General features: G+C 35.1%; 16 protein-coding genes and 1 pseudogene. 10 read left to right on the top strand and 7 right to left on the bottom strand.

What is annotated here, in order from left to right:
* Positions 1-207, top strand: a pseudogene (locus DIT68_RS16535) (IS4-like element ISAba33 family transposase); the annotation flags it as partial.
* Here the strand turns inward: DIT68_RS16535 and DIT68_RS06510 are convergent.
* Entirely contained in the window at positions 187-1356 is a 1170-nt protein-coding gene (locus DIT68_RS06510; protein ID WP_146194145.1) for a ligand-binding sensor domain-containing protein, read from the bottom strand. The pseudogene DIT68_RS16535 and the gene DIT68_RS06510 sit on opposite strands and share 21 nt — an antisense overlap.
* A 179-nt stretch (positions 1357-1535) precedes the next feature.
* Between DIT68_RS06510 and DIT68_RS06505 the strand changes: the two genes are divergently transcribed.
* The 5 genes from DIT68_RS06505 (at position 1536) to DIT68_RS06485 (ending at position 6301) form a co-directional block, all read left to right on the top strand.
* Positions 1536-1892, top strand: coding sequence for a hypothetical protein (locus DIT68_RS06505; protein WP_109359010.1), 357 nt, complete (start codon positions 1536-1538; stop codon positions 1890-1892).
* Positions 1893-2116: 224 nt separating this feature from the next.
* Positions 2117-2740 (top strand): 7-carboxy-7-deazaguanine synthase QueE, encoded by a 624-nt coding sequence (locus DIT68_RS06500; RefSeq protein WP_109359009.1) that lies wholly within the window; start codon positions 2117-2119, stop codon positions 2738-2740.
* 3 nt (positions 2741-2743) lie between these two features.
* Positions 2744-4765, top strand: coding sequence for an OmpA family protein (locus tag DIT68_RS06495; protein WP_109359008.1), 2022 nt, complete (start codon positions 2744-2746; stop codon positions 4763-4765).
* Positions 4762-5718 carry a geranylgeranylglycerol-phosphate geranylgeranyltransferase gene (locus DIT68_RS06490; RefSeq protein WP_109359007.1) on the top strand — a complete coding sequence of 319 codons (957 nt, stop codon included), beginning with the start codon at positions 4762-4764 and terminating at the stop codon, positions 5716-5718. Before DIT68_RS06495 ends, DIT68_RS06490 begins: the two co-directional genes overlap by 4 nt.
* A 10-nt stretch (positions 5719-5728) precedes the next feature.
* A complete protein-coding gene (locus tag DIT68_RS06485) occupies positions 5729-6301 on the top strand; it encodes a Maf family nucleotide pyrophosphatase (RefSeq protein ID WP_109359006.1) in 573 nt (190 codons plus the stop codon).
* A gap of 194 nt (positions 6302-6495) precedes the next feature.
* Here the strand turns inward: DIT68_RS06485 and DIT68_RS06480 are convergent, their stop codons facing one another.
* Both DIT68_RS06480 and DIT68_RS06475 read right to left on the bottom strand, forming a co-directional pair.
* Complete coding sequence (locus DIT68_RS06480) at positions 6496-7416, bottom strand: J domain-containing protein (RefSeq protein WP_109359005.1); 921 nt, start codon at positions 7414-7416, stop codon at positions 6496-6498.
* A complete protein-coding gene (locus DIT68_RS06475; RefSeq protein ID WP_158276132.1) occupies positions 7413-8405 on the bottom strand; it encodes an AMP-binding protein in 993 nt (330 codons plus the stop codon). Before DIT68_RS06475 ends, DIT68_RS06480 begins: the two co-directional genes overlap by 4 nt.
* A gap of 108 nt (positions 8406-8513) precedes the next feature.
* Here DIT68_RS06475 and DIT68_RS06470 point away from each other — a divergent pair, with 108 nt between their 5' ends.
* Positions 8514-8942, top strand: a complete 429-nt coding sequence (locus DIT68_RS06470; protein ID WP_109359003.1) for a thioredoxin family protein — start codon at positions 8514-8516, stop codon at positions 8940-8942.
* An 82-nt stretch (positions 8943-9024) separates the two neighbouring features.
* Here the strand turns inward: DIT68_RS06470 and nagB are convergent, their stop codons facing one another.
* From nagB to DIT68_RS06450, 4 genes are all read right to left on the bottom strand, one after another.
* The gene (gene nagB / locus DIT68_RS06465; RefSeq protein ID WP_109359002.1) at positions 9025-9807 is read right to left on the bottom strand and encodes a glucosamine-6-phosphate deaminase; all 783 of its coding nucleotides are present in this window, start codon (positions 9805-9807) and stop codon (positions 9025-9027) included.
* A gap of 551 nt (positions 9808-10358) precedes the next feature.
* Complete coding sequence (locus DIT68_RS06460) at positions 10359-11435, bottom strand: CaiB/BaiF CoA transferase family protein (RefSeq protein ID WP_109359001.1); 1077 nt, start codon at positions 11433-11435, stop codon at positions 10359-10361.
* 312 nt (positions 11436-11747) lie between these two features.
* Positions 11748-13829, bottom strand: coding sequence for a TonB-dependent receptor (locus DIT68_RS06455; RefSeq protein ID WP_109359000.1), 2082 nt, complete (start codon positions 13827-13829; stop codon positions 11748-11750).
* 92 nt (positions 13830-13921) lie between these two features.
* On the bottom strand, positions 13922-15160 hold the full coding sequence (locus DIT68_RS06450; RefSeq protein ID WP_109358999.1) for a PQQ-dependent sugar dehydrogenase: 1239 nt from the start codon (positions 15158-15160) through the stop codon (positions 13922-13924).
* 348 nt (positions 15161-15508) lie between these two features.
* Here DIT68_RS06450 and DIT68_RS06445 point away from each other — a divergent pair, with 348 nt between their 5' ends.
* The 3 genes from DIT68_RS06445 to DIT68_RS06435 all read left to right on the top strand — a co-directional run bounded on the left by DIT68_RS06445 (position 15509) and on the right by DIT68_RS06435 (position 18802).
* Positions 15509-15964 (top strand): hypothetical protein, encoded by a 456-nt coding sequence (locus DIT68_RS06445; RefSeq protein ID WP_109358998.1) that lies wholly within the window; start codon positions 15509-15511, stop codon positions 15962-15964.
* Positions 15965-16098: 134 nt separating this feature from the next.
* Complete coding sequence (locus DIT68_RS06440) at positions 16099-16596, top strand: TrmH family RNA methyltransferase (RefSeq protein WP_109358997.1); 498 nt, start codon at positions 16099-16101, stop codon at positions 16594-16596.
* A gap of 94 nt (positions 16597-16690) precedes the next feature.
* A complete protein-coding gene (locus tag DIT68_RS06435) occupies positions 16691-18802 on the top strand; it encodes a Tex family protein (protein WP_109358996.1) in 2112 nt (703 codons plus the stop codon).
* Positions 18803-18860: the final 58 nt, after the last annotated feature.

Raw genomic sequence — 18860 nt, 5'->3', positions numbered from 1 at the left:
AAACTAATATGTTTAGTAATGATAGCCTTTGCTTGGTGCTACAATGTTGGTGATTATTTAGATAGGTATGTTAAGGCCATAACAATAAAAAAGCATGGTCATAGAGCTAAATCGGTTTTCAAATATGGATTAGAATATATATCAAGCTTCCTTTTGAACCCTGAAAAGAAAGGATTTAGCAAGGTTTTATTGAAAATTGTCATGTAGTGTAGTGTTTTTCTTTCCATTAAAAAATAGGGCATCTAATTCAGGAATATTTTTTAATAATTCAATCCGCTTAATACCTTGAGAAACAATTTTAGTTGTTTTACCCAAGGAATCACGTTTTATAATTTCACCTGCTTGTGTTCCGAATATTAAACTTTTATCATTCATCTTGGTAACTTTATTTACCTCAGAATTTGTGTTTTCAAAATGTATATCTTTGAAGCCGGTGTTAGGAATAACGATTATACCTTTCCCAAAGGTGCCCAGTAAGGTGTTTCCTTCATGATCTTTAAGGTGACATGAAATAATACTATTTTCAAATATTAAATTAGTGGGTTCAGAAATATAGCTCGTATCCTTATAGTAATAAACTCCACCTGTTAAATTAGCAATCCATAAGCTTTTAGTATCACTATACAAGCGATAATCATTTCTTGCTGTTTTCATTTTTGGGAGCTCGAATTTTGTTGAATTGAACTTGTCTGAAAGTTGTTTTAATGTACTTCTATTGTAGATAATTAGTTGGTTTTCAATCTCAATGATTTTGGGAGTAATTAATTTGTTATCTATCTCTACTTCAAGCGACTTTATTTTTCCATTTTCTATAGTGATTAAGTCACCTTGTCCACTATTGTAGCTTATTAATTTGTTTTTTGAAGTCTTATAAACACGGGAGTGGGAATAGAAGTAATGATCATATAATAGTGCTGGGTTTTTATCCTCTGTAACCTGGAATATATCTTTCGAAAATACAATGAGTCGATTTTGATCATCGAAGTTAAATGAAATGTTTCTCGCAACCAGACTATCTGGAATGGTGTAATAGAGATTACAACCAGCATCATTTATTTTGAATAGTTGACCATTTAAATTAGAACAGTAAATGTTTCCGTGTTGGTCTTCGGTTAAATTAAAAAGTGAATTACCCAACATTCCAACACATGGAAGCTGTGTAATCTTATAACCATCAAATTTAAATAAACCGTTGTTTGTGGTAATCCAATAGTTTAACTGTCTATCTTGGTGTAAATCATAAATGTCAAGGCCTATAAGTTTTTCTTGACCTATCGTAAAGTGAGAAGGCTCCTGTGCATGAATACTAAGGGTAAGCAAAGTAAACAAAAGCAATATGTGTTTTCTAAATTTCAAGTTGTCTATATGTTCTAGAGGCGATGGTTTTGACTTGTAAATAGTTAGCCAATATAAATATTAAATTCTTTTATCTTACGTGATTCCAATAAAATAATTTTTGGATAAGCGATTAATGAAAAAATAAGAGCTAACCAACCTAATCCCTCATTCTTGCGTCTTTAAAGAAACAAAACACCATGGAAGCAAAAAATATCAAGTCGTTAAATTCAGCGGTATATGTAATGCGCCATTTTGTAGAACTCAGCGCTACGCTACTGCCACTTTATGAGAGAATTACGCGTAATGAACCTCATAGTATACATTCGGAAGAGGATAAAAATCGCATAGACACCGTTTATGAAACTTATAATGTCAATCCAAAAACAAGTGAGTTTTTACTTGGTTCTGACATTGTCGCACTCATAAAGAAAACCCATAATGAACTTAAAAATCGTTCCTCACAGAATGAAAGACTTGCTCAAGAAAACTTAGAAGCTTTTTATGAAGAATATGCCAAACTGAAACAAGATTGGTACATTACTTTGATGAACTAACTTATTTATGAATTATGAATTTGAATTTTCACAGAATGATAATTCATTTTTCAACTTGCTACAATATTGGAGAAGAATGTCAGTCTTTTCATAACCCTCTCGAAGTATTTACTTTGGCTTTTAATCTAATTAAATTTGAGTATAGCATCTGTCGCACCAAAATTCATTATTCATAATTCAACATTCATATTTAACTTTAAAAGGTTTTCACTACTTTTGAAGTAATGGAAAATAATATTGAATCAAAACGAACTTCTTGGCCTGTAATGGAATCATTTTATACCATTCAAGGTGAAGGACATTATTCTGGAAGAGCAGCTTACTTTATTAGAACAGGTGGTTGTGATGTTGGATGTGTTTGGTGCGACGTAAAAGAAAGCTGGGAGGCAGAAAATCACCCCGATACTTCATTAGAAACTTTATTGGAGGGTGTAAATGCAACTGCAACAGATTTTGTGGTTATCACCGGTGGTGAACCAGCAATGTACCCTATTGAAACTCTTGTAACGGCTTTGCAAGACGATTATAAAGAAGTTGCAATCGAAACATCTGGTTGTTATCCTTTGGATGCTCAAGTAGATTGGTATTGTTTTTCTCCTAAGAAATTTAAGAAACCTGTTGAAGAAGCTTACCATAAAGCCAACGAATTAAAAATTGTAATTTTCAATAAAAGCGATTTTAAATGGGCTGAAGAACACGCAGCAAAAGTAAATGATGATTGTTTGTTGTATCTTCAACCAGAGTGGTCAAAAGAGGCACAAATCTTGCCTTTAATTATTGAGTATGTAAAAGATAATCCGAAATGGAAAATCTCCTTGCAAACCCATAAATACATGAATATACCATAGCATATGACAAAATACATCAGTTTACTATTCACCTTGTCTTTATTGATTTTTACAAGCTGTGCCACCGCTCAAATGGGCTATGGTACGAAAAGTAAAAAAGCAATAAAACTTTATGAAGAAGCTAGGAACGCACCTCAAGAAAATTTTGATATGGAAAGAGGTCGTCCAGATTATCAATCAGGAATTGATTTATTAAAAAAGGCCTTAGATAAAGACAACAATTTTTTAGAAGCACATCAATTAATTGGAGAGTTTTATCGAATTACAAATCAGCCGAAAGAGTCTGTTTTCCATTTCAAAAGGTCTTTAGAAATTCAACCTTCTGCCAATTTGAATGGGCAACTCTATATTGATATTAGTGACCAACAGCTTAGAAATGGAGAATTTGAAGATGCGATATATTTTGCTGATATGGTTTTGAATACTAATAATAGATCAACTCCAGAACATTTATTTGCAATCGCGAATAAGTTGAAAGACAATGCGGAATTTTCAATTTATGCCATGAAAAATCCTTCTAAAATTAGTCCCGTTAACATAGGAAGAGGTATTAATACAATTCATCCAGAATATTTCCCGACCATTACCGTTGACGGTAAAACTCTGCTTTTTACTCGAGAGGTGCCCAATAACGATGGAAGAGTAAGGGGACAAGAGGATTTCTTTACTTCAACTCTAACCGAAAAAAACACATGGTCAACTGCTGTTCCAATGCCACCAAATATTAACACAGAACAAAATGAAGGAGCGCCTACAATTTCAGCAGATGGTAGAACTTTGATTTTTGTTGGATGTGCGGATGTCACAGGAACTTATTATGGAAGAAACCGAGAAGGAAAAGGAAGTTGTGATTTGTTTATTACAGAAAGAATTGGAGGTGAATGGTCTAACCCGAAAAATCTTCCAGGTGAAGTAAATAGCTATAATTGGGAGACTCAACCTTCGCTTTCGGCAGATGGAAAAACCCTCTATTTCATTCGAAGAGTAGGTAGAAATAATCGCCATAGGAGTGATATATTTATGAGTAAAAAACAAGCAGACGGAACTTGGGGTAGAGCAACTCAATTGCCAGGAAACATCAATACCGAAATGTCGGAATCTTCCGTTATGATTCACCCAGATGGACAAACCTTGTATTTTGCATCAAACGGACACGTTGGAATGGGAGGAACCGATATTTATATGTCAAGAAAAGACCCTTTGGGGAATTGGGGAAATCCAATTAATTTGGGGTATCCAATAAATACTGCGAGCAATGAAAACTCTTTGTTGGTTGGTCCTGATGGAGAAATTGCATTTTTTGCATCTGATAGAGAAGGAGGAGAGGGAAAACTGGATATTTATTATTTTGAATTACCAGAAGAATACCGTCCAATTAAGACAACTTATTTTGAAGGATTGGTTTATGATGCCACAACAAAAAAGCCATTAAAAGGAGAATTTGAATTAATAGATTTAGCAACAGGTAAACAAATTATAGCTTCTGAAGCAGACGCAGTTACGGGGGAATTCTTGGTGGCTTTACCTACGAAAAAAGAATATGCACTAAATGTTTCTTATCCTGGATATAGCTTTTTCTCTAAGAATTTTGACATGATCGCAGGAAGTGATAAACCTATTTTTATGGAGATTCCTTTGGTTCCTCTGAGCGACGAACAACCTGTGTTATTGGCGAACGTTTTCTTTGATTTAGGTAAATCAACTTTAAGAAAAGAATCTTTCGTTGAACTGAATAAACTCTCTGATTTTATGTCCAAAAATGCTCAAATTAAAATCGAAATAGGTGGTCATACGGATGCACGTGGAGATAACTTGGAGAATCAAAAATTGTCAGAAGACAGAGCAAAAGCAGTTTATGACTTCTTAATTTCAGAGGGGATAGAAGCAAATCGTTTGTCATACAAAGGATATGGAGAAAGTCAACCAATAAATTCTGATGAAGAAATTTCAAGCTTGTCAACAGAGACAGAGCGTGAGGCAGCACATCAAGAAAATAGAAGAACCGAATATAGAATTGTGAAATGATACATTTTTTAAGGTTAATTCGTTCAGTCAATTTACTCATCATTGCTGTTACAATGTACAGTGTAGGTGCGTATTTAGACATTGTTTATGCAGATTACCATGATGGAGTTATGTTGATTCAAACTTTCAACTTTTTTCTTTTGGTCATTTCAACAGTGATGATTGCAGCAGCAGGAAATATCATAAACGATTATTTCGATGTTCGTGCAGATCGAATAAATAGGCCCGAAGGAACAATTATCATGAAGCACATCAAAAGGAGATGGGCAATTGTTTTTCATTGGGTGCTCAATTTTCTTGCCTTCGGAATCGCTATTCATCTTGGGTTGGTGTTAGATACATTTTGGTATGTATTTATTCATTTATTGTCCATTAATTTATTGTGGATTTACTCCATGCAGTTGAAAAGGACCTTGGTTGTTGGCAACGTGGTCATAGCTTTGCTTACAGCTTTGGTTCCCGTACTAGTTGGGATTTATTATCAAGATTATTTCAGAACAGCAATGCTTGAAGAAGCACATCCATTTCATTTGAATAGTTACCAATTTTTCCCACTCTACATCGGATATGGTCTCGGGATATTTGCTTTCATTTTAAATTGGGCACGAGAAATCGTGAAAGATATGGAGGATGTAAAAGGTGATCTTGTACTGAAAGCCCGCACCATTCCCATTGTGTATGGACTTCAAAAAGCCCGTTCCATCGCCATCGGTTTTGTATTTATCGTTATGACTTTAACAATTCCAATAGTTTGGTTTTGGAGTATGGGATACATCGATGGATTTGCTCTGTTACCCTTGGTCTTGAGTGCCATAAGCTCCATTTTCACCTTAAAGGTACTGTTAAAACCAATAAATAATAAAAATCTTCGAACGGCGAATATTGGTATTAAGTTAACGATGATATTTGGAATGATTTTACCTTTATTCTGGATGTTTCAATTGCTGAATTAAACACTAAAATATGTTCTTAAAAAAGATAATTCTGGGATCAGCTTCACCAAGAAGAAAGCAGTTGGTAGAAGGGCTTGATTTAAAATGTGAAATACGGAAAAAGGAAGTGGATGAGATTTTCCCAGATACTTTATCCCATTATGATGTTCCTGAATATTTATCAAAATTAAAAGCAGAACCCCTGAAAGCCTCTGTATTGGGAGATGAGGTTTTGCTTACATCCGATACGGTAGTAATTCATAAAAATCAAATATTAGAGAAACCTAAAGACTTTTCTGATGCAGTTCAAATGCTAGAGAAATTGTCGAATAGTGTAAACGAGGTAGTAACAGGTGTTTATCTGTACAATTCCACAAACGAAATTTCTTTTTCTGTACGTACGAAAGTGTTTTTTAAGAAACTCACCACAGAAGAAATTGAGTACTATGTCACAAAATATGAACCATACGATAAAGCTGGAGCATATGGAATTCAAGAATGGATTGGAATGGTAGGTGTCGAGAAAATTGAAGGTTGTTTTTATAATGTGATGGGTTTGCCAGTGAATGAATTGTGGAAGGTTTTAAATGATGAGTTTGCGTAGGGACGTTTTGCAAACGTCCGCGTACAACCATCATAAACGTACCTACGCATAACCATCATAACATTCCACTTCGACAATCATAAGAGTCCGCAACCGCCCAATGTAAAACGATACATCCATTTGTAATGCACTGCCAATATAATTTCTCTGAACAACCAAACCGAAATCATTTATCTAATTCAACATCCAAAAAGTCAACCCATTAATCCCAAAGTCAGCAAATGCGCCCATCTGTCATTGGAGAAAAGAAATATCAACAAAAATATGGGCATCACCTTTACGCTTAAATGATAGAGCACACTAAAATATATGGTTTGGGCTTTTATAAAAAACGTAAAAAGAGGGATAAGTAAGGCTAAGGGAATCAAAGGATATGAACTGGATTGACTAAATTTTGGAGTGTAATAAAACCACTTGTCATGCGTGTAAACCTTCAGGTATTTTATGTCTTTAAAAAAAGGCGTGCGTTCAAGATAGGTGTAATTATTGATGGTCAGAGAGAGAAAACTTCTTGCAATCCAAGCTGTTTGACCGTTTTCAAACTCTACCTCTAAAGAGTTTACATTCGGGTTTCTTCCGTAGTTAGGGCTTAAGTCTTTATTTATAATTGCAGACTGTATTGTTTGTGTTGAGAAAAAACTAGAATCCAAAATAATAAGCGTACTAATTATTGTGCAGGCAAACATAATAAGTTTAAATCTTCTCCAATTTTTTCCTGAAGTAATGTTTTGGTAATAACGTTCGTTTTCCAGCACCTCTTCGTGCTTCATTTGTTCATAGCGCTCCCTGGCCCTTTTAACCCTTTCATTTCTTTCTTCTGTAGAGTTGTTTTGAGTTCTGGTTTTTGATTGCTGTCTTTGTTGGTAGGGATATTTAGAATTGGTACTTTGTCTTGTCGCGTTATGTGTCGAGTGCTTTTGGCTTTTAGCCTCTTCTAATGCGAAAATTATTTTATCATAAGCGTTAGAAACTTCAATAAATTTATCTTTAGCTGCAGCAGAAGGATTTCTGTCGGGATGATATTTCATCGCCTTTCTTCTATAGGCTCTTTTTACGAGGTTTTCATTCTTCGTTGGTGGAATTCCTAGTATTTCAAAATAGCGCTTAGTGCTCATAAAATTTCTGCAGTAGTTTTATTTCTGTCAATTTTCCCAGAAGGTGTTTTGATTAACGAAGATATAAAAAAGTAGTTTTTAGGACGTTCATATTTGGTCAAGACTTTGTCAATTTGCTGTTTTAGTATTTTATGCTCGATTTGTTTTTTACCTATAAATATGACTTTGCTCCCGAGTTTTTGATCAGGAATTTTACTAATAATGAAATCCGTAGAGTTGATCAAAGTGCTTATTTTCCGTTCAACTTCTTCAGGGTGAATTTTAACTCCACCTGAGTTAATCACAAAGTCTGCTCTTCCTAACCAATGAAAGCTTTTCTCGTCAATTAAATCTACAATGTCTGTGGTTTTTAATCCCTTTATTTTTAATTCCTCACTGTTAATCACCAAACAATCATTTTCAGTTGAAAGCTTGGTATTTCCAATCACACGATAGGGCTCATTTTTATCCTTTAGCTTTCTTAAAGCAATGTGAGAAACTGTTTCTGTCATTCCAAAAGTGGAATAAGCATTACAGTTGAAATTTTTAATTTTTTCAATTAACTCATCTGATACTGGTGCTCCGCCAATGATTAGGTGCTTGATCAAATTTAGTTTTTCGGGATTTTCTTCTAAAGTTTCTTCTACTTGTAAAGGAACCATGGCCACAAAATCTATAGTATGGTCAAGGTTTTTAAGCGGATTCCGAGTAACATTTGTTACGTACAAAGTAAGGTCATAACGCATTGATCTCACCACCATCATTTTTCCACCAATGTAGTTTGTAGACATGCATAGTAGTGCTGATTCACAATGGTCTAAGTCTAAAAAATCTCCTGTCATTTTAGCCGATGCCTCCATTTTCCACTTTGGGATCTCTATTGCTTTTGGTGGTCCAGTAGAGCCAGAACTGAATTGAGTAATGGTCTGACTTTCATTGTTCCATATAGAAATGAAGTCTTCAAGTTCGGAAGTTATGTCTTTAGAATTATCTAATTTTTGAATACGCATGCAAGTCATTTAAAAGGCACGGAATTTGAATCACCTTGTTTTAATATTAATTCAAATATGCTGAAATTAAATCTAGTTTAGTAACTTTAGCATAATAAAAATAGGAATATGAAATATCTAAGTGTTATCACCATTGTTATTGCATTAATTGGGTCTTCATTCGTTTGGGCGCCAACAAACAGTGATGAGGAAGGAATTAATTTTGAAACGCTATCCTTTGAAGAAGCAATTCAAAAAGCTAAAAAAGAGAATAAATTAATCTTTTTGGATGCCTACGCTGTTTGGTGTGGTCCTTGTAAAATGATGGACAGAACAACATTTAAATCTAAGAAAGTGGGTGATGTTTTCAACGAGAACTTTATTAATATCAAAATTGACATGGAGAAAGGGGAAGGTCCTGCCATTGCAAGAAGATATCAAGTGCGCGCTTATCCAACAATGATGTTGATTAATGGTGAAGGAAAAGTGGAAAAGAGAATTTTAGGAGCTGTGAGAGACACACAGTTACTACAAGAAGTGAATGATTTTGTGAAGTAATTCTTAGGCCTTAGTAATGGGCTTTAATCAAAGAAAGGACGAATGTAAATTCGTCCTTTCTTGCTTATAATTCTTTTGCTAATTAGTTTTTAAGCGCTATTAACTGGGCCGCTTGCTTATCCAGAATATATTCTACATGCGAAATGGTTTGAAGAACAGATGCGGGAATCTCGGTGGTTACTTCGCCATTGAGTGCTTTGTTAACAATTTCCGATTTCCTTTCTCCTAAAGCAAGCAAAAGAATTTTCTTTGCATTCATAATGGTATTAATACCAATGCTAATTGCTTGGTGTGGTACCTCATTGAGCGTTCCAAATTCTGGAGCAGCGTCTTCTCTTGTGAGCGGATGAAGATCTATCAGTCTTGTGATGGAGTCAAAACTTGAACCTGGCTCATTAAATCCAATATGACCGTTTCGTCCAATTCCTAACAGCTGTAAATCCAATCCACCGAAACTGTTAATCTTGTCTTCGTAACTCAAGCAGTATTTTTCTATATCACCTTGTGAAAAATCAGTATGTGGAATATGAATATTCTCTTTTTTGATATCGACATGATTAAATAATTGCTCTGCCATGAAATAAGTATAACTTAAATGGTGCTCTTTTTCAATTGGATAATATTCATCCAAATTAAAACTGATTACATTTTCAAAGCTTAAATTTTCTTCCTTGTGTAAACGAATCAACTCTTTGTAAACTAATTTAGGAGTATTACCGGTCGCTAAACCTAAAACAGCAGGCTTTCCTTCTTTTTGTTTTTGACGGATCAACTCAGCAATTTGATGAGCCGTATAAGCTGAAGCTTTCTCGCTATCCATGAAGGTTGTAGGACTTTTAATTAAAGTATGTTTGTTGTTAAGCATAAAATTAAGATGTAGTTGTTTATTAAATAGTTCTATTCACATAAAATTTAAAAAACAGGATTCATTAAAGTGGTTTCTAGTTTTATTTTCATTCACTTTCTATTACACAAAAAGTAAAAGAGGTTCAATAAGATCGTTTAGTTTTCTTTTGATGAACCAAATATAATAATATTTTTAATGCCTATCCGATACTTTATTAGTAAATATATCTAGTCCAACAAAACCAGGAGCATATTTCCCCTCGCACTTGTCTCCCAGCGCCTACAATTGACATCCAAACCAGGGATGAAAATCTTAATTTTCAACCCTGGAAAGATCTGACCTAGTTAAAGAGAGTACTTTTTATTGTAGCATATTAAATAGCTGGTAAAGCTCCCGATAAGCATTATGTTTTTTATTCGGCAATAAACCATTGCAGCTTTCAATCGAATTACTTCTTGAAAGAGTTGCCGATTAATAGATTAGTTGTTTGTAGTAAATGATATTTGGAACGGGGAGTTCATGAGAAAACTCCTCTCTTTGTCTCTAAAGTATTCAATATGCAATTGTTTCTAATTTCGAAACGCTAAAGCACTAACTCGTTTCGTTTCAATTCCATCAATCATTTCAGTCCGCACTAACTCCTGCGCAAGTTCTGTCTCAAAAACAGCTTTTAAATCCTTGATTTCACCACAAGGTACAAAGTGTTCATTCATGTATTTTAAAATTTCATCTGCCGAATGTTCTTTGACCTTTTCTTTTAGAATTTCAAACAATTCAGTCCTGTTTTTTACTCTATTTTGAACACTAGAAAAACGGTTTTCTAATGGCAATTCTGATAACTCTAAATATTCACACAGTTTACTGAAATGGGTGTGGCTTCCTATGGCAAAAGTGATGATTCTATCGTCGGAAGTATTGAAAAGTTCGCCATAAGGGGCAATATTTGGATGCAAAGAACCAATTCGTTGAGGAATTGCATTATTCATTAAATAATTTGAAGCTTGATTCGCCAATGAACTCACCGCTGCTTCATAAAGTGAAACCGTCACACTTTTCCCCTTGTAATTTTCATTTCCTTTTTTGGAAAACAATTCAATCAATAAGCCTTCTTTTAAATGATGAGCTGCCAAAACATCAATAAAAGCAACTGGCATTTTCACTGGACCACTTTCTGGAGTTCCATTCATAGACATGATTCCAGATTCCGCCTGTAAAATTAAATCATAAGCTACGCGATCACTTTTATCGCCATAACCATTAATTTTCCCAATGATTAATTGAGAATTGAATCCACGAAGTATTTCATCTGTCACTTTTAATTTCTCTTGATCTCCAAATTTGAAATTCATTAAAATAATATCAGCAGTTTTGACCAATTCATAGAGTTGTTCTCTTTGAGCATCTTCCTTTAAGTTCAATTGCTGATAAGTCTTCATATAATTAATACTCGAAAAATAAGCAGAAACAGAACTCTTTTGGTCTTCCATTGGCAATTTCCATGAACGCGTAATATCAGGATAAATCGGATGTTCGATCTTGATGACTTCAGCGCCTAATTCAGCGAAAAAGGTTCCCACTGAAGGTCCCGCCAAAACAGTAGATAAATCAATTATTTTGAGATTTTTGAAATTGGATGAATTTGACATTTTAAGCGTATTTTCGTTTGTGGTAAAGGTAGTAAATTATAGAATGTTTTACAGTTCAATGAATTTGACGTTTTGTTGAATTATTGGTAAGGTTTATTTTGGTTTTGTACTTGTTACGGTATGAAAGTGTATTTAGCTGCACTTTTTAATACAAAACTGTATGGATTGAGCCCAGAGTTCAATGGAACGCGGATGACGCAGATCTCCGAACGCAGATTTAACGCTGTTTTTTCACTATTCTGTGCAAATCTGCGATAATTAGCGTTGCTTTTTGAAGCATCCGCGTCATCTGCGTTCCAATACAGCGCAAACCTAAAACCCCACCTTCACACCACCATAATAGTTCCTAGGAGCAGCCGGATTAAAATATCTCTGCCCATAAGCATTAATATCATTTCCAAGGCTATATTTTTCATTCAATAAATTATCAATTCCTGCGAAAAATTCTAGTTGCAACGCTTGTGAAACTTGCCATTTCCAGCTTGCTTTTAATTTTACCAAGTGAAATTCTTCTGAATAAACTGTGTTCGCATCATTTAATGGCATGTCTGACATGTAGTAATGTGAAATGTTTAAACGAATTTGTTTTGGAAATTCAAAACTCAAAGTATTCGACCAAGTGTAGTCAGGAACTGCGGTAACTCTATTTTGTGAAAAGTCATTTTCTTTGACTTGGTAATTCCCAAAGCGGTAATAATGATAACTAAAAGCAGATTGAAAATTCATCTTACTGATAAATCTTTTAGCGTTGGGCGTTAAAATATGAGCCCAAGCGGCGAGTTCAATTCCTTGCTGATTCATTTCTCCTGCATTCACAAAGAATTCTGCCCCATCTTCGTTTAATCGTCTTACAATTCCGTTGTTCATTTGGTAATGGTACATGCCCAAATCGGCAGTGAATCTCTTGTAGGCAGATTCCCAGCGCAAACCTACTTCATAATTAATTCCAGTTTCAGGTTTTAATTCTGTATTGATGGTTTGGTCGGAAGAACGCACCTCCGAGATTGTAGGTGGTGAATATCCTCTAGAGATACTTCCTCGAATTGCAAGCGTTTTAGTCGCCAAAAAGGTAGTAGCCACTCTCGGCATTAAAATATCACCAAAGTTAATTTCACCTGATGGATTTGGTGTCGTTGTATAAACTGAATTATAAGAGATTCTTGCTTGATTCATTCCAATCGATGCTTCAATTGTCCAGCGCTCGTATATATTTGCCATAGCACGATAAAAGAAGCTTGCTTGCAAATTATCTAAGTTATCTTTCGATTGAACATCTCCTGGAGTTCCTTGATTATTGTCAAAATTCTCAATTTCGTTCCATCCTTTCTGACCTTCAAAGCCCAATTGCATTTGCCAATTCAACTTGTTATTTACCGTGTCTTTGTAGGAAAAGAAGGTGCGTAAACCTAAATTTTGCTCTTTTCTAAATTCATAATTGGTGATAAAAGGATTTTCAAAGTCTGTTGTTGAACCAAAAACACTGAGTGTATGAGATAAATTTTTGTTGATTTTCGCATCGTGTGCAATTCCACCAAAAAAAGTTTGATTAAAAATCCCTGCATTTTGTTCTTTGGCAGATGGATTTGGACCTCCTGCTGGTCTCGACATTGTAGGATTTTCTATGAATTGAAATGCTGTGAGCCCTCCAGGAGTTTCGTAATGTAAATCTGAAAATAGTGCCAAAACTCGAAGCTCATTTTTATCTGAATATTTCCATTGGTGAGCCGTTTGAAAAGTGAATTTATTCATCGCTGATTGATCACGGTAACCATCAGAACGTAAGTAGGATTGATCCACAGAAAATGAATACTTCTCATTTACTTTTCGCTGAATGGAGAGTTGCTCTTGAAATAATCCGAATGACCCACCACTCAATAAAAGCGAACCTTGATTTTTTTGAACACCAAATCCTTTGGGTTGCATGCGAATTACTCCTCCAGAATTAGCACCATAAAGTGAACCATCAGGACCTTTTATAATGTGAATTGAAGAAATAGAACCAGGATCAATAAGGTTGAGATATGTATTTCCTCCAGCATCAGTTAATGGGAATTCATCCATATAAATTTTCGTATTTCGAATTCCAAAAGGTGAACGAATTAGGCTTCCACGCATGGCCAATCTGTAACTTCCTGGTGAGCGTTCTTCCATTCTAACTCCTGCCACCGTATTGAATGCCGGCAAAAGTGTTGTTGTTTGCTGAAATTCAATGATTCGTGAAGTAATGTTGTGAGCAGATGAGGTTAAATTCAACAAAGGTTGTTTTGAAAAGTAGGCTAAGATTTCTACTTCCTCAAATTCCGTGGTTTTGGCTTTAGAAAGCGAATCTGGCTTCTGACCAAAAAGAACAGCGAAGGAAAATATAGAGATTATAAATGAAAGGGATTTGTACATTTAAACTGAAGATATTTAAAATTAAATAATTACGAATGTGGTAATTACGAATTACGAATTTTTTAAAACCTCAATTCGTAATTCGTAATTGATTAATTCGTAATTCTATAAAGTTTCCCTCCATCGGTCACCGTATAAAGTTCACCGTTTTTTCCTTGTGTAATATCTCTAAAACGTTCTCCTTCATCGGCTAAGATTCTTTCTTCTCCAACCACTTTGTTTCCTTCGATTACTAATCTTGCGATGTGGTTGCTGTTTAACCCGCCAATGAAAAGATTGTTTTTCCACTCTTGGATTTTGTCTCCTTTGTAAAAGGTCATTCCACTAGGAGAAAGTACAGGGTCCCAGTAATAAACAGGTTGTTCCATTCCTTCTTTTTGTTGAATTACTGGATCACCAATTTTAGTTCCGATATATTCAATTCCGTAAGTAATAATTGGCCAACCGTAGTTTTTTCCTGGTTGAATTAAGTTTAACTCATCTCCACCACGAGGTCCAAATTCGTTGCTCCACAATTCTCCTGTTTCCGGATGAAAAGCAATTCCTTGTGGATTTCTGTGACCATAACTGTAAATTTCTGGCCTGGCCTTGTCTTGATTTTCAAAAGGATTTCCAGCAACAGGAGCTCCATCGGTAGTGATGTGGATGATTTTTCCAAATGAAGTGTTTAAATCTTGTGCTTTGACTCGTGTTTCTTTGTCAGAACGCTCTCCGATTGTCGCAAATAAATTACCATTTTTGTCAAATATCACTCGTCCACCATAATGTAATTTTCCATCATAAGTTGGAGAAGCGCGATAAATCACTTGGGCGTTTTCTATGGTTTTCTCGTCATTAGAAAGTTTTCCTTTAGCTATTGCGGTATGATTTCCTTCATCTACTTCTTCCGTAAAGGCCCAATAAATCATTCTGTCATTGGAAAAGTCCGGAGATAAGGTCAGTCCTAATAGTCCACCTTGTGCTCTGTCGTCCACTTCAGGCAAACCTGTAATTTTCTCACTCAATTTTCCGTCAGCAACATTTACAATTCTTAAATTCCCTTCGTTTTCAGTAACCAAAATTCTGCCGTCTGGAAGTTCCACAGCGCCCCACGGAGCATCTAATTCATCAGTAATAACTTTAGTAGAATAAGGGGTCGTTGTTTTCACGCCAGTAATTCTGGTTTGTCCCTCAAAAGCTGGAGCAAAATCCGTATTTGCATTTTTCGTTTCTACAGGAGGAAGTGAATCTTTGACTTCTTGATTATCCGTTATTTGAATCTTTTCTGAATTCGCATTGCTACATGAGAATAGTAAAGTTGAAACGAGTAAAGTTGAATAAATGAGTTTCATGTTGTTTGTTTTATGGATAATAAATATTAACATTTGGAGGCTGTGTTTGTTTATTTTCGATGAAGTCAATAATAAACATCAGAATATGTTTTTTAATCTATTGCGATTTAAAAAGCCAAGCCCTGAATGTAGAAAAATAATCATAAAATAACGAATGTTTTTAGAGTACATAAAGTTAGAAAGATCGGGAACTAGGAACCGCGATTGTATTACACGTTTAAAAATGTTGCTTAACCTATGTTCTTGAGCGATTTTTAGCTTAATCTTCAAGGTGTTAATTATCGTTAAATTAAATTTGTATTTTATAAGACTTATCTATACTTTTACCGTCTAATCAATATATTAAAAATGAAAAAAGTATTATTTATCGCGTTAGCTTCTCTTTTGTTTGTTGCTTGTAGCAAAGAAAAGAGAATTGAGAAGAACCTTTGGAAGAAAGGTGGTGAGTGGAATATCGAGTCTGCTCAAGAAACTTATAAAAACCAGGAAGACCCAAGTCAGAATTATTCAGAGACCTATTTGAATTATGGTACCTTACAGTTTGATAAAGATGGAAGCGGCTCAATGACTTTCACAGACGGAAATTCAGCTTATTCGGAAAAAATAACTTATACAAATACCGAAACAGAATTAACGATTTTTGATTCTGAAGGTGCTGGAACTGTTTTTGATTTGGATTGGGAAAGAAACGAAATCACATTAACTACAAGTGAGACTTACACTTACCAAACTTTGGACGAAAACTTTAATTTTATTGATGTTACGGAAACGTACACAACTACATTGGAGTGTGAGAAAAAATAAGATTTAAGATTTAAGATTTTTTTAAAAGGATGTAGTTTTACATCCTTTTTTTATTCCTTCATAATTTTTAAGAGAGAAGATTTATTCTTCATAATTGACTATTTTTAGTGCTTTGTTTTATTATTTGGCTTAAAATGCAACTTACTCATTACAATACTTTATTTAAATCACGAAAATTCCCTGTAGTTCTTGTTTCTGACAATGTAACTAACGCTGCTAATGTTGGAAGTTTATTTAGAATTTCAGATGCTTTTGGTGTCGAAAAATTAATTTTGTGTGGTGAAGTAAGTTTAGGAAGAAAAGTGACTAAAACATCGCGTTCCACCGAAAAGACCGTTCCTTACGAGTTGCAAAATTCTGCTCTACAAGTAGTGAAAAACTTGAAAGAAGAAGGTTATCAAATCCTTGCAATTGAAATAGCAGATATAAGCCAACCTATTCATACTTATCAGTTTTCAGCTGAAAAACCAATTGTTTTAATTGTGGGTGATGAGATTCTAGGTGTTTCAGAAAACCTGCTCAAACTTTCAGATGAAATCTTGCACATTGAAATGTTTGGAGAAAACAGCAGTATGAATGTTGCGCAAGCCACAAACATCGCCTTATATGAGTTGACTAAGCAATTTCTATAGACTGCGATTGAGGAAGCTTGGTTGGCTGACTTAATTTCTCGTAAAATCAGGCTACATTTTGCTATTTTTACCTTTTTAGAATTTAAATAGGATAATGCAAGAAGTACAATATATTATCAGTCAAACACAGCTTCAATCAAAAAGTATTGAAGCAACACTACAACTACTTTCAGAGGGTGGAACCATTCCTTTTATCTCCCGCTACAGGAAAGAGGCAACAGGTGGCTTAGATGAAGTTCAAATTGCTGAAATTAGAGATGTTTCCGATAGATATAAGCAGATCACTCAGCGTCAAGAGACAATTATAAAAGCCATTGATGAGCAAGGAGAATTATCCGATGATTTAAGAAAGAAAATCAATTCCAGTTTCACCCTGAATGAGTTGGAAGATCTTTATTTGCCGTATAAAAAGAAGCGAAAAACTAGGGCAGAATCTGCAAGACAATTGGGACTTGAAGGATTAGCTAAAATCATCATGTCTCAAGGAAATCAATCTCCAAAAGAAGCGGCTAAAAGGTTTGTAAAAGATAAGGTGAAGGATGTAGAGTCTGCACTTTCGGGAGCACGAGATATTATTGCTGAGTGGGTGAATGAAAACAGCGCAGTACGAAGTCGTTTACGAAAATCTTATGAGAATAATAGTCAGTTAATTTCGAAAGTGGTGAAAACCAAAAAAGACGAAGCAGAAAAATACAGAGATTATTTTGACTATTCTTCATCCTTGAAGAAATGTCCATCCTATCGTTTTTTGGCGATTTACCGAGCAAATAGCGAAGGATTTTTAAGAATGAAAGTGGGAGTAGATGAAGACTATATTTTTGATTTTCTGAATCGCTTTTACATTAAAAAGAACTCACCGATGAGCGAGCAAATTGAGCTCGCGTATCAAGATGCGTATAAACGATTATTGCATCCAGCATTGGAAAATGAAGCCTTGTCAGAAAAGAAAAAAGAAGCCGATAAAACAGCGATTGATGTGTTTTCTGAAAACTTAAGACAGCTTTTATTGGCTCCAGCCCTTGGGAAAAAGAGGATTTTAGCCATTGATCCAGGGTTTCGTTCTGGATGTAAAGTGGTTTGTTTAGATGAAGCAGGTGATTTACTCACCAATGTTACGATTTTCCCCCACGCTCCTCAAAAAGAATTAGACAAAGCGAAAAGTAAGATTTGGCAATTGGTGGAAGCGTATAAAATTGATGCGATTGCCATTGGAAATGGAACAGCAAGTCGGGAAACAGAATTCATGGTGAAAGGCATAAAGTTTAAAACCGAAGTAGCAATTTTTGTGGTTTCCGAAGATGGAGCTTCTGTGTATAGCGCGAGTTCTATTGCAAGACAAGAATTTCCTGATTTTGATGTCACGGTGAGAGGCTCGGTTTCTATTGGAAGGAGATTGATGGATCCTTTGGCAGAATTGGTAAAAATTGACCCGAAATCTATAGGAGTAGGGCAGTACCAGCACGAAGTGGATCAGAAATTATTGAAAGAAAGTTTGGATGATGTTGTCATTTCTTGTGTAAACGAAGTTGGTGTGAATTTGAATACTGCCTCTCCTTATTTAATGAGTTACGTTTCTGGATTAGGACCACAACTAGCAGAAAACATCGTGGAATACCGCCGAGAAAACAACGGGATTTCTTCGCGTAAGGAATTGAAGAAAGTCAAGAGATTAGGAGAAAAAGCTTTCGAGCAATGTGCAGGGTTTTTGAGAATTGTGAATGGAAAAAATCCTTTGGATAATTCTGCTGTTCACCCAGAAACTTACCCAGCAATTGAGAAAATGGCCAAGCAATTAAAAATGACAGTCAAGGATTTAATTGGAAACGGTGAAGTTTTGGATAATCTAAAACAGGATCACTTTCCCTATATCGATGCTTTCACATTCGAAGACATCATCAAAGAGTTAAAAAAGCCGGGAAGAGACCCAAGACAGCAAGTTAAGGTGCTGGAGTTTGATAGTTCAGTAAAATCAATCGAAGATTTAAGCATCGGTAAAAAGTTGAATGGAATTGTAACCAACGTAACGAATTTCGGCGCATTTGTGAATATTGGAATTAAAGAAAATGGGTTAATTCACAAATCAAACATGGCAGATGTTTATGTTGAAAATCCTGCCGATTATATGAAATTGCACGAGCATTTGGAAGTAGAGGTGATTCAGTTGGATGTGGAAAGGAAGAGGATAGGGTTGCGAAAAACAGAGTGAGAAAGAGTGTGGGAGCGATGTGAAAAGCACAGGTAAGGACGATTGCTCCCTTTGGTCA

Origin of the sequence: Brumimicrobium oceani, assembly GCF_003143775.1 — a bacterium.
In the GTDB taxonomy this organism is placed as follows: Bacteria; Bacteroidota; Bacteroidia; order Flavobacteriales_D; family Crocinitomicaceae; genus Brumimicrobium; species Brumimicrobium oceani.
Note: the sequence above shows the minus strand (reverse complement) of the source record. Positions and strands in the feature narration are given on the sequence as shown.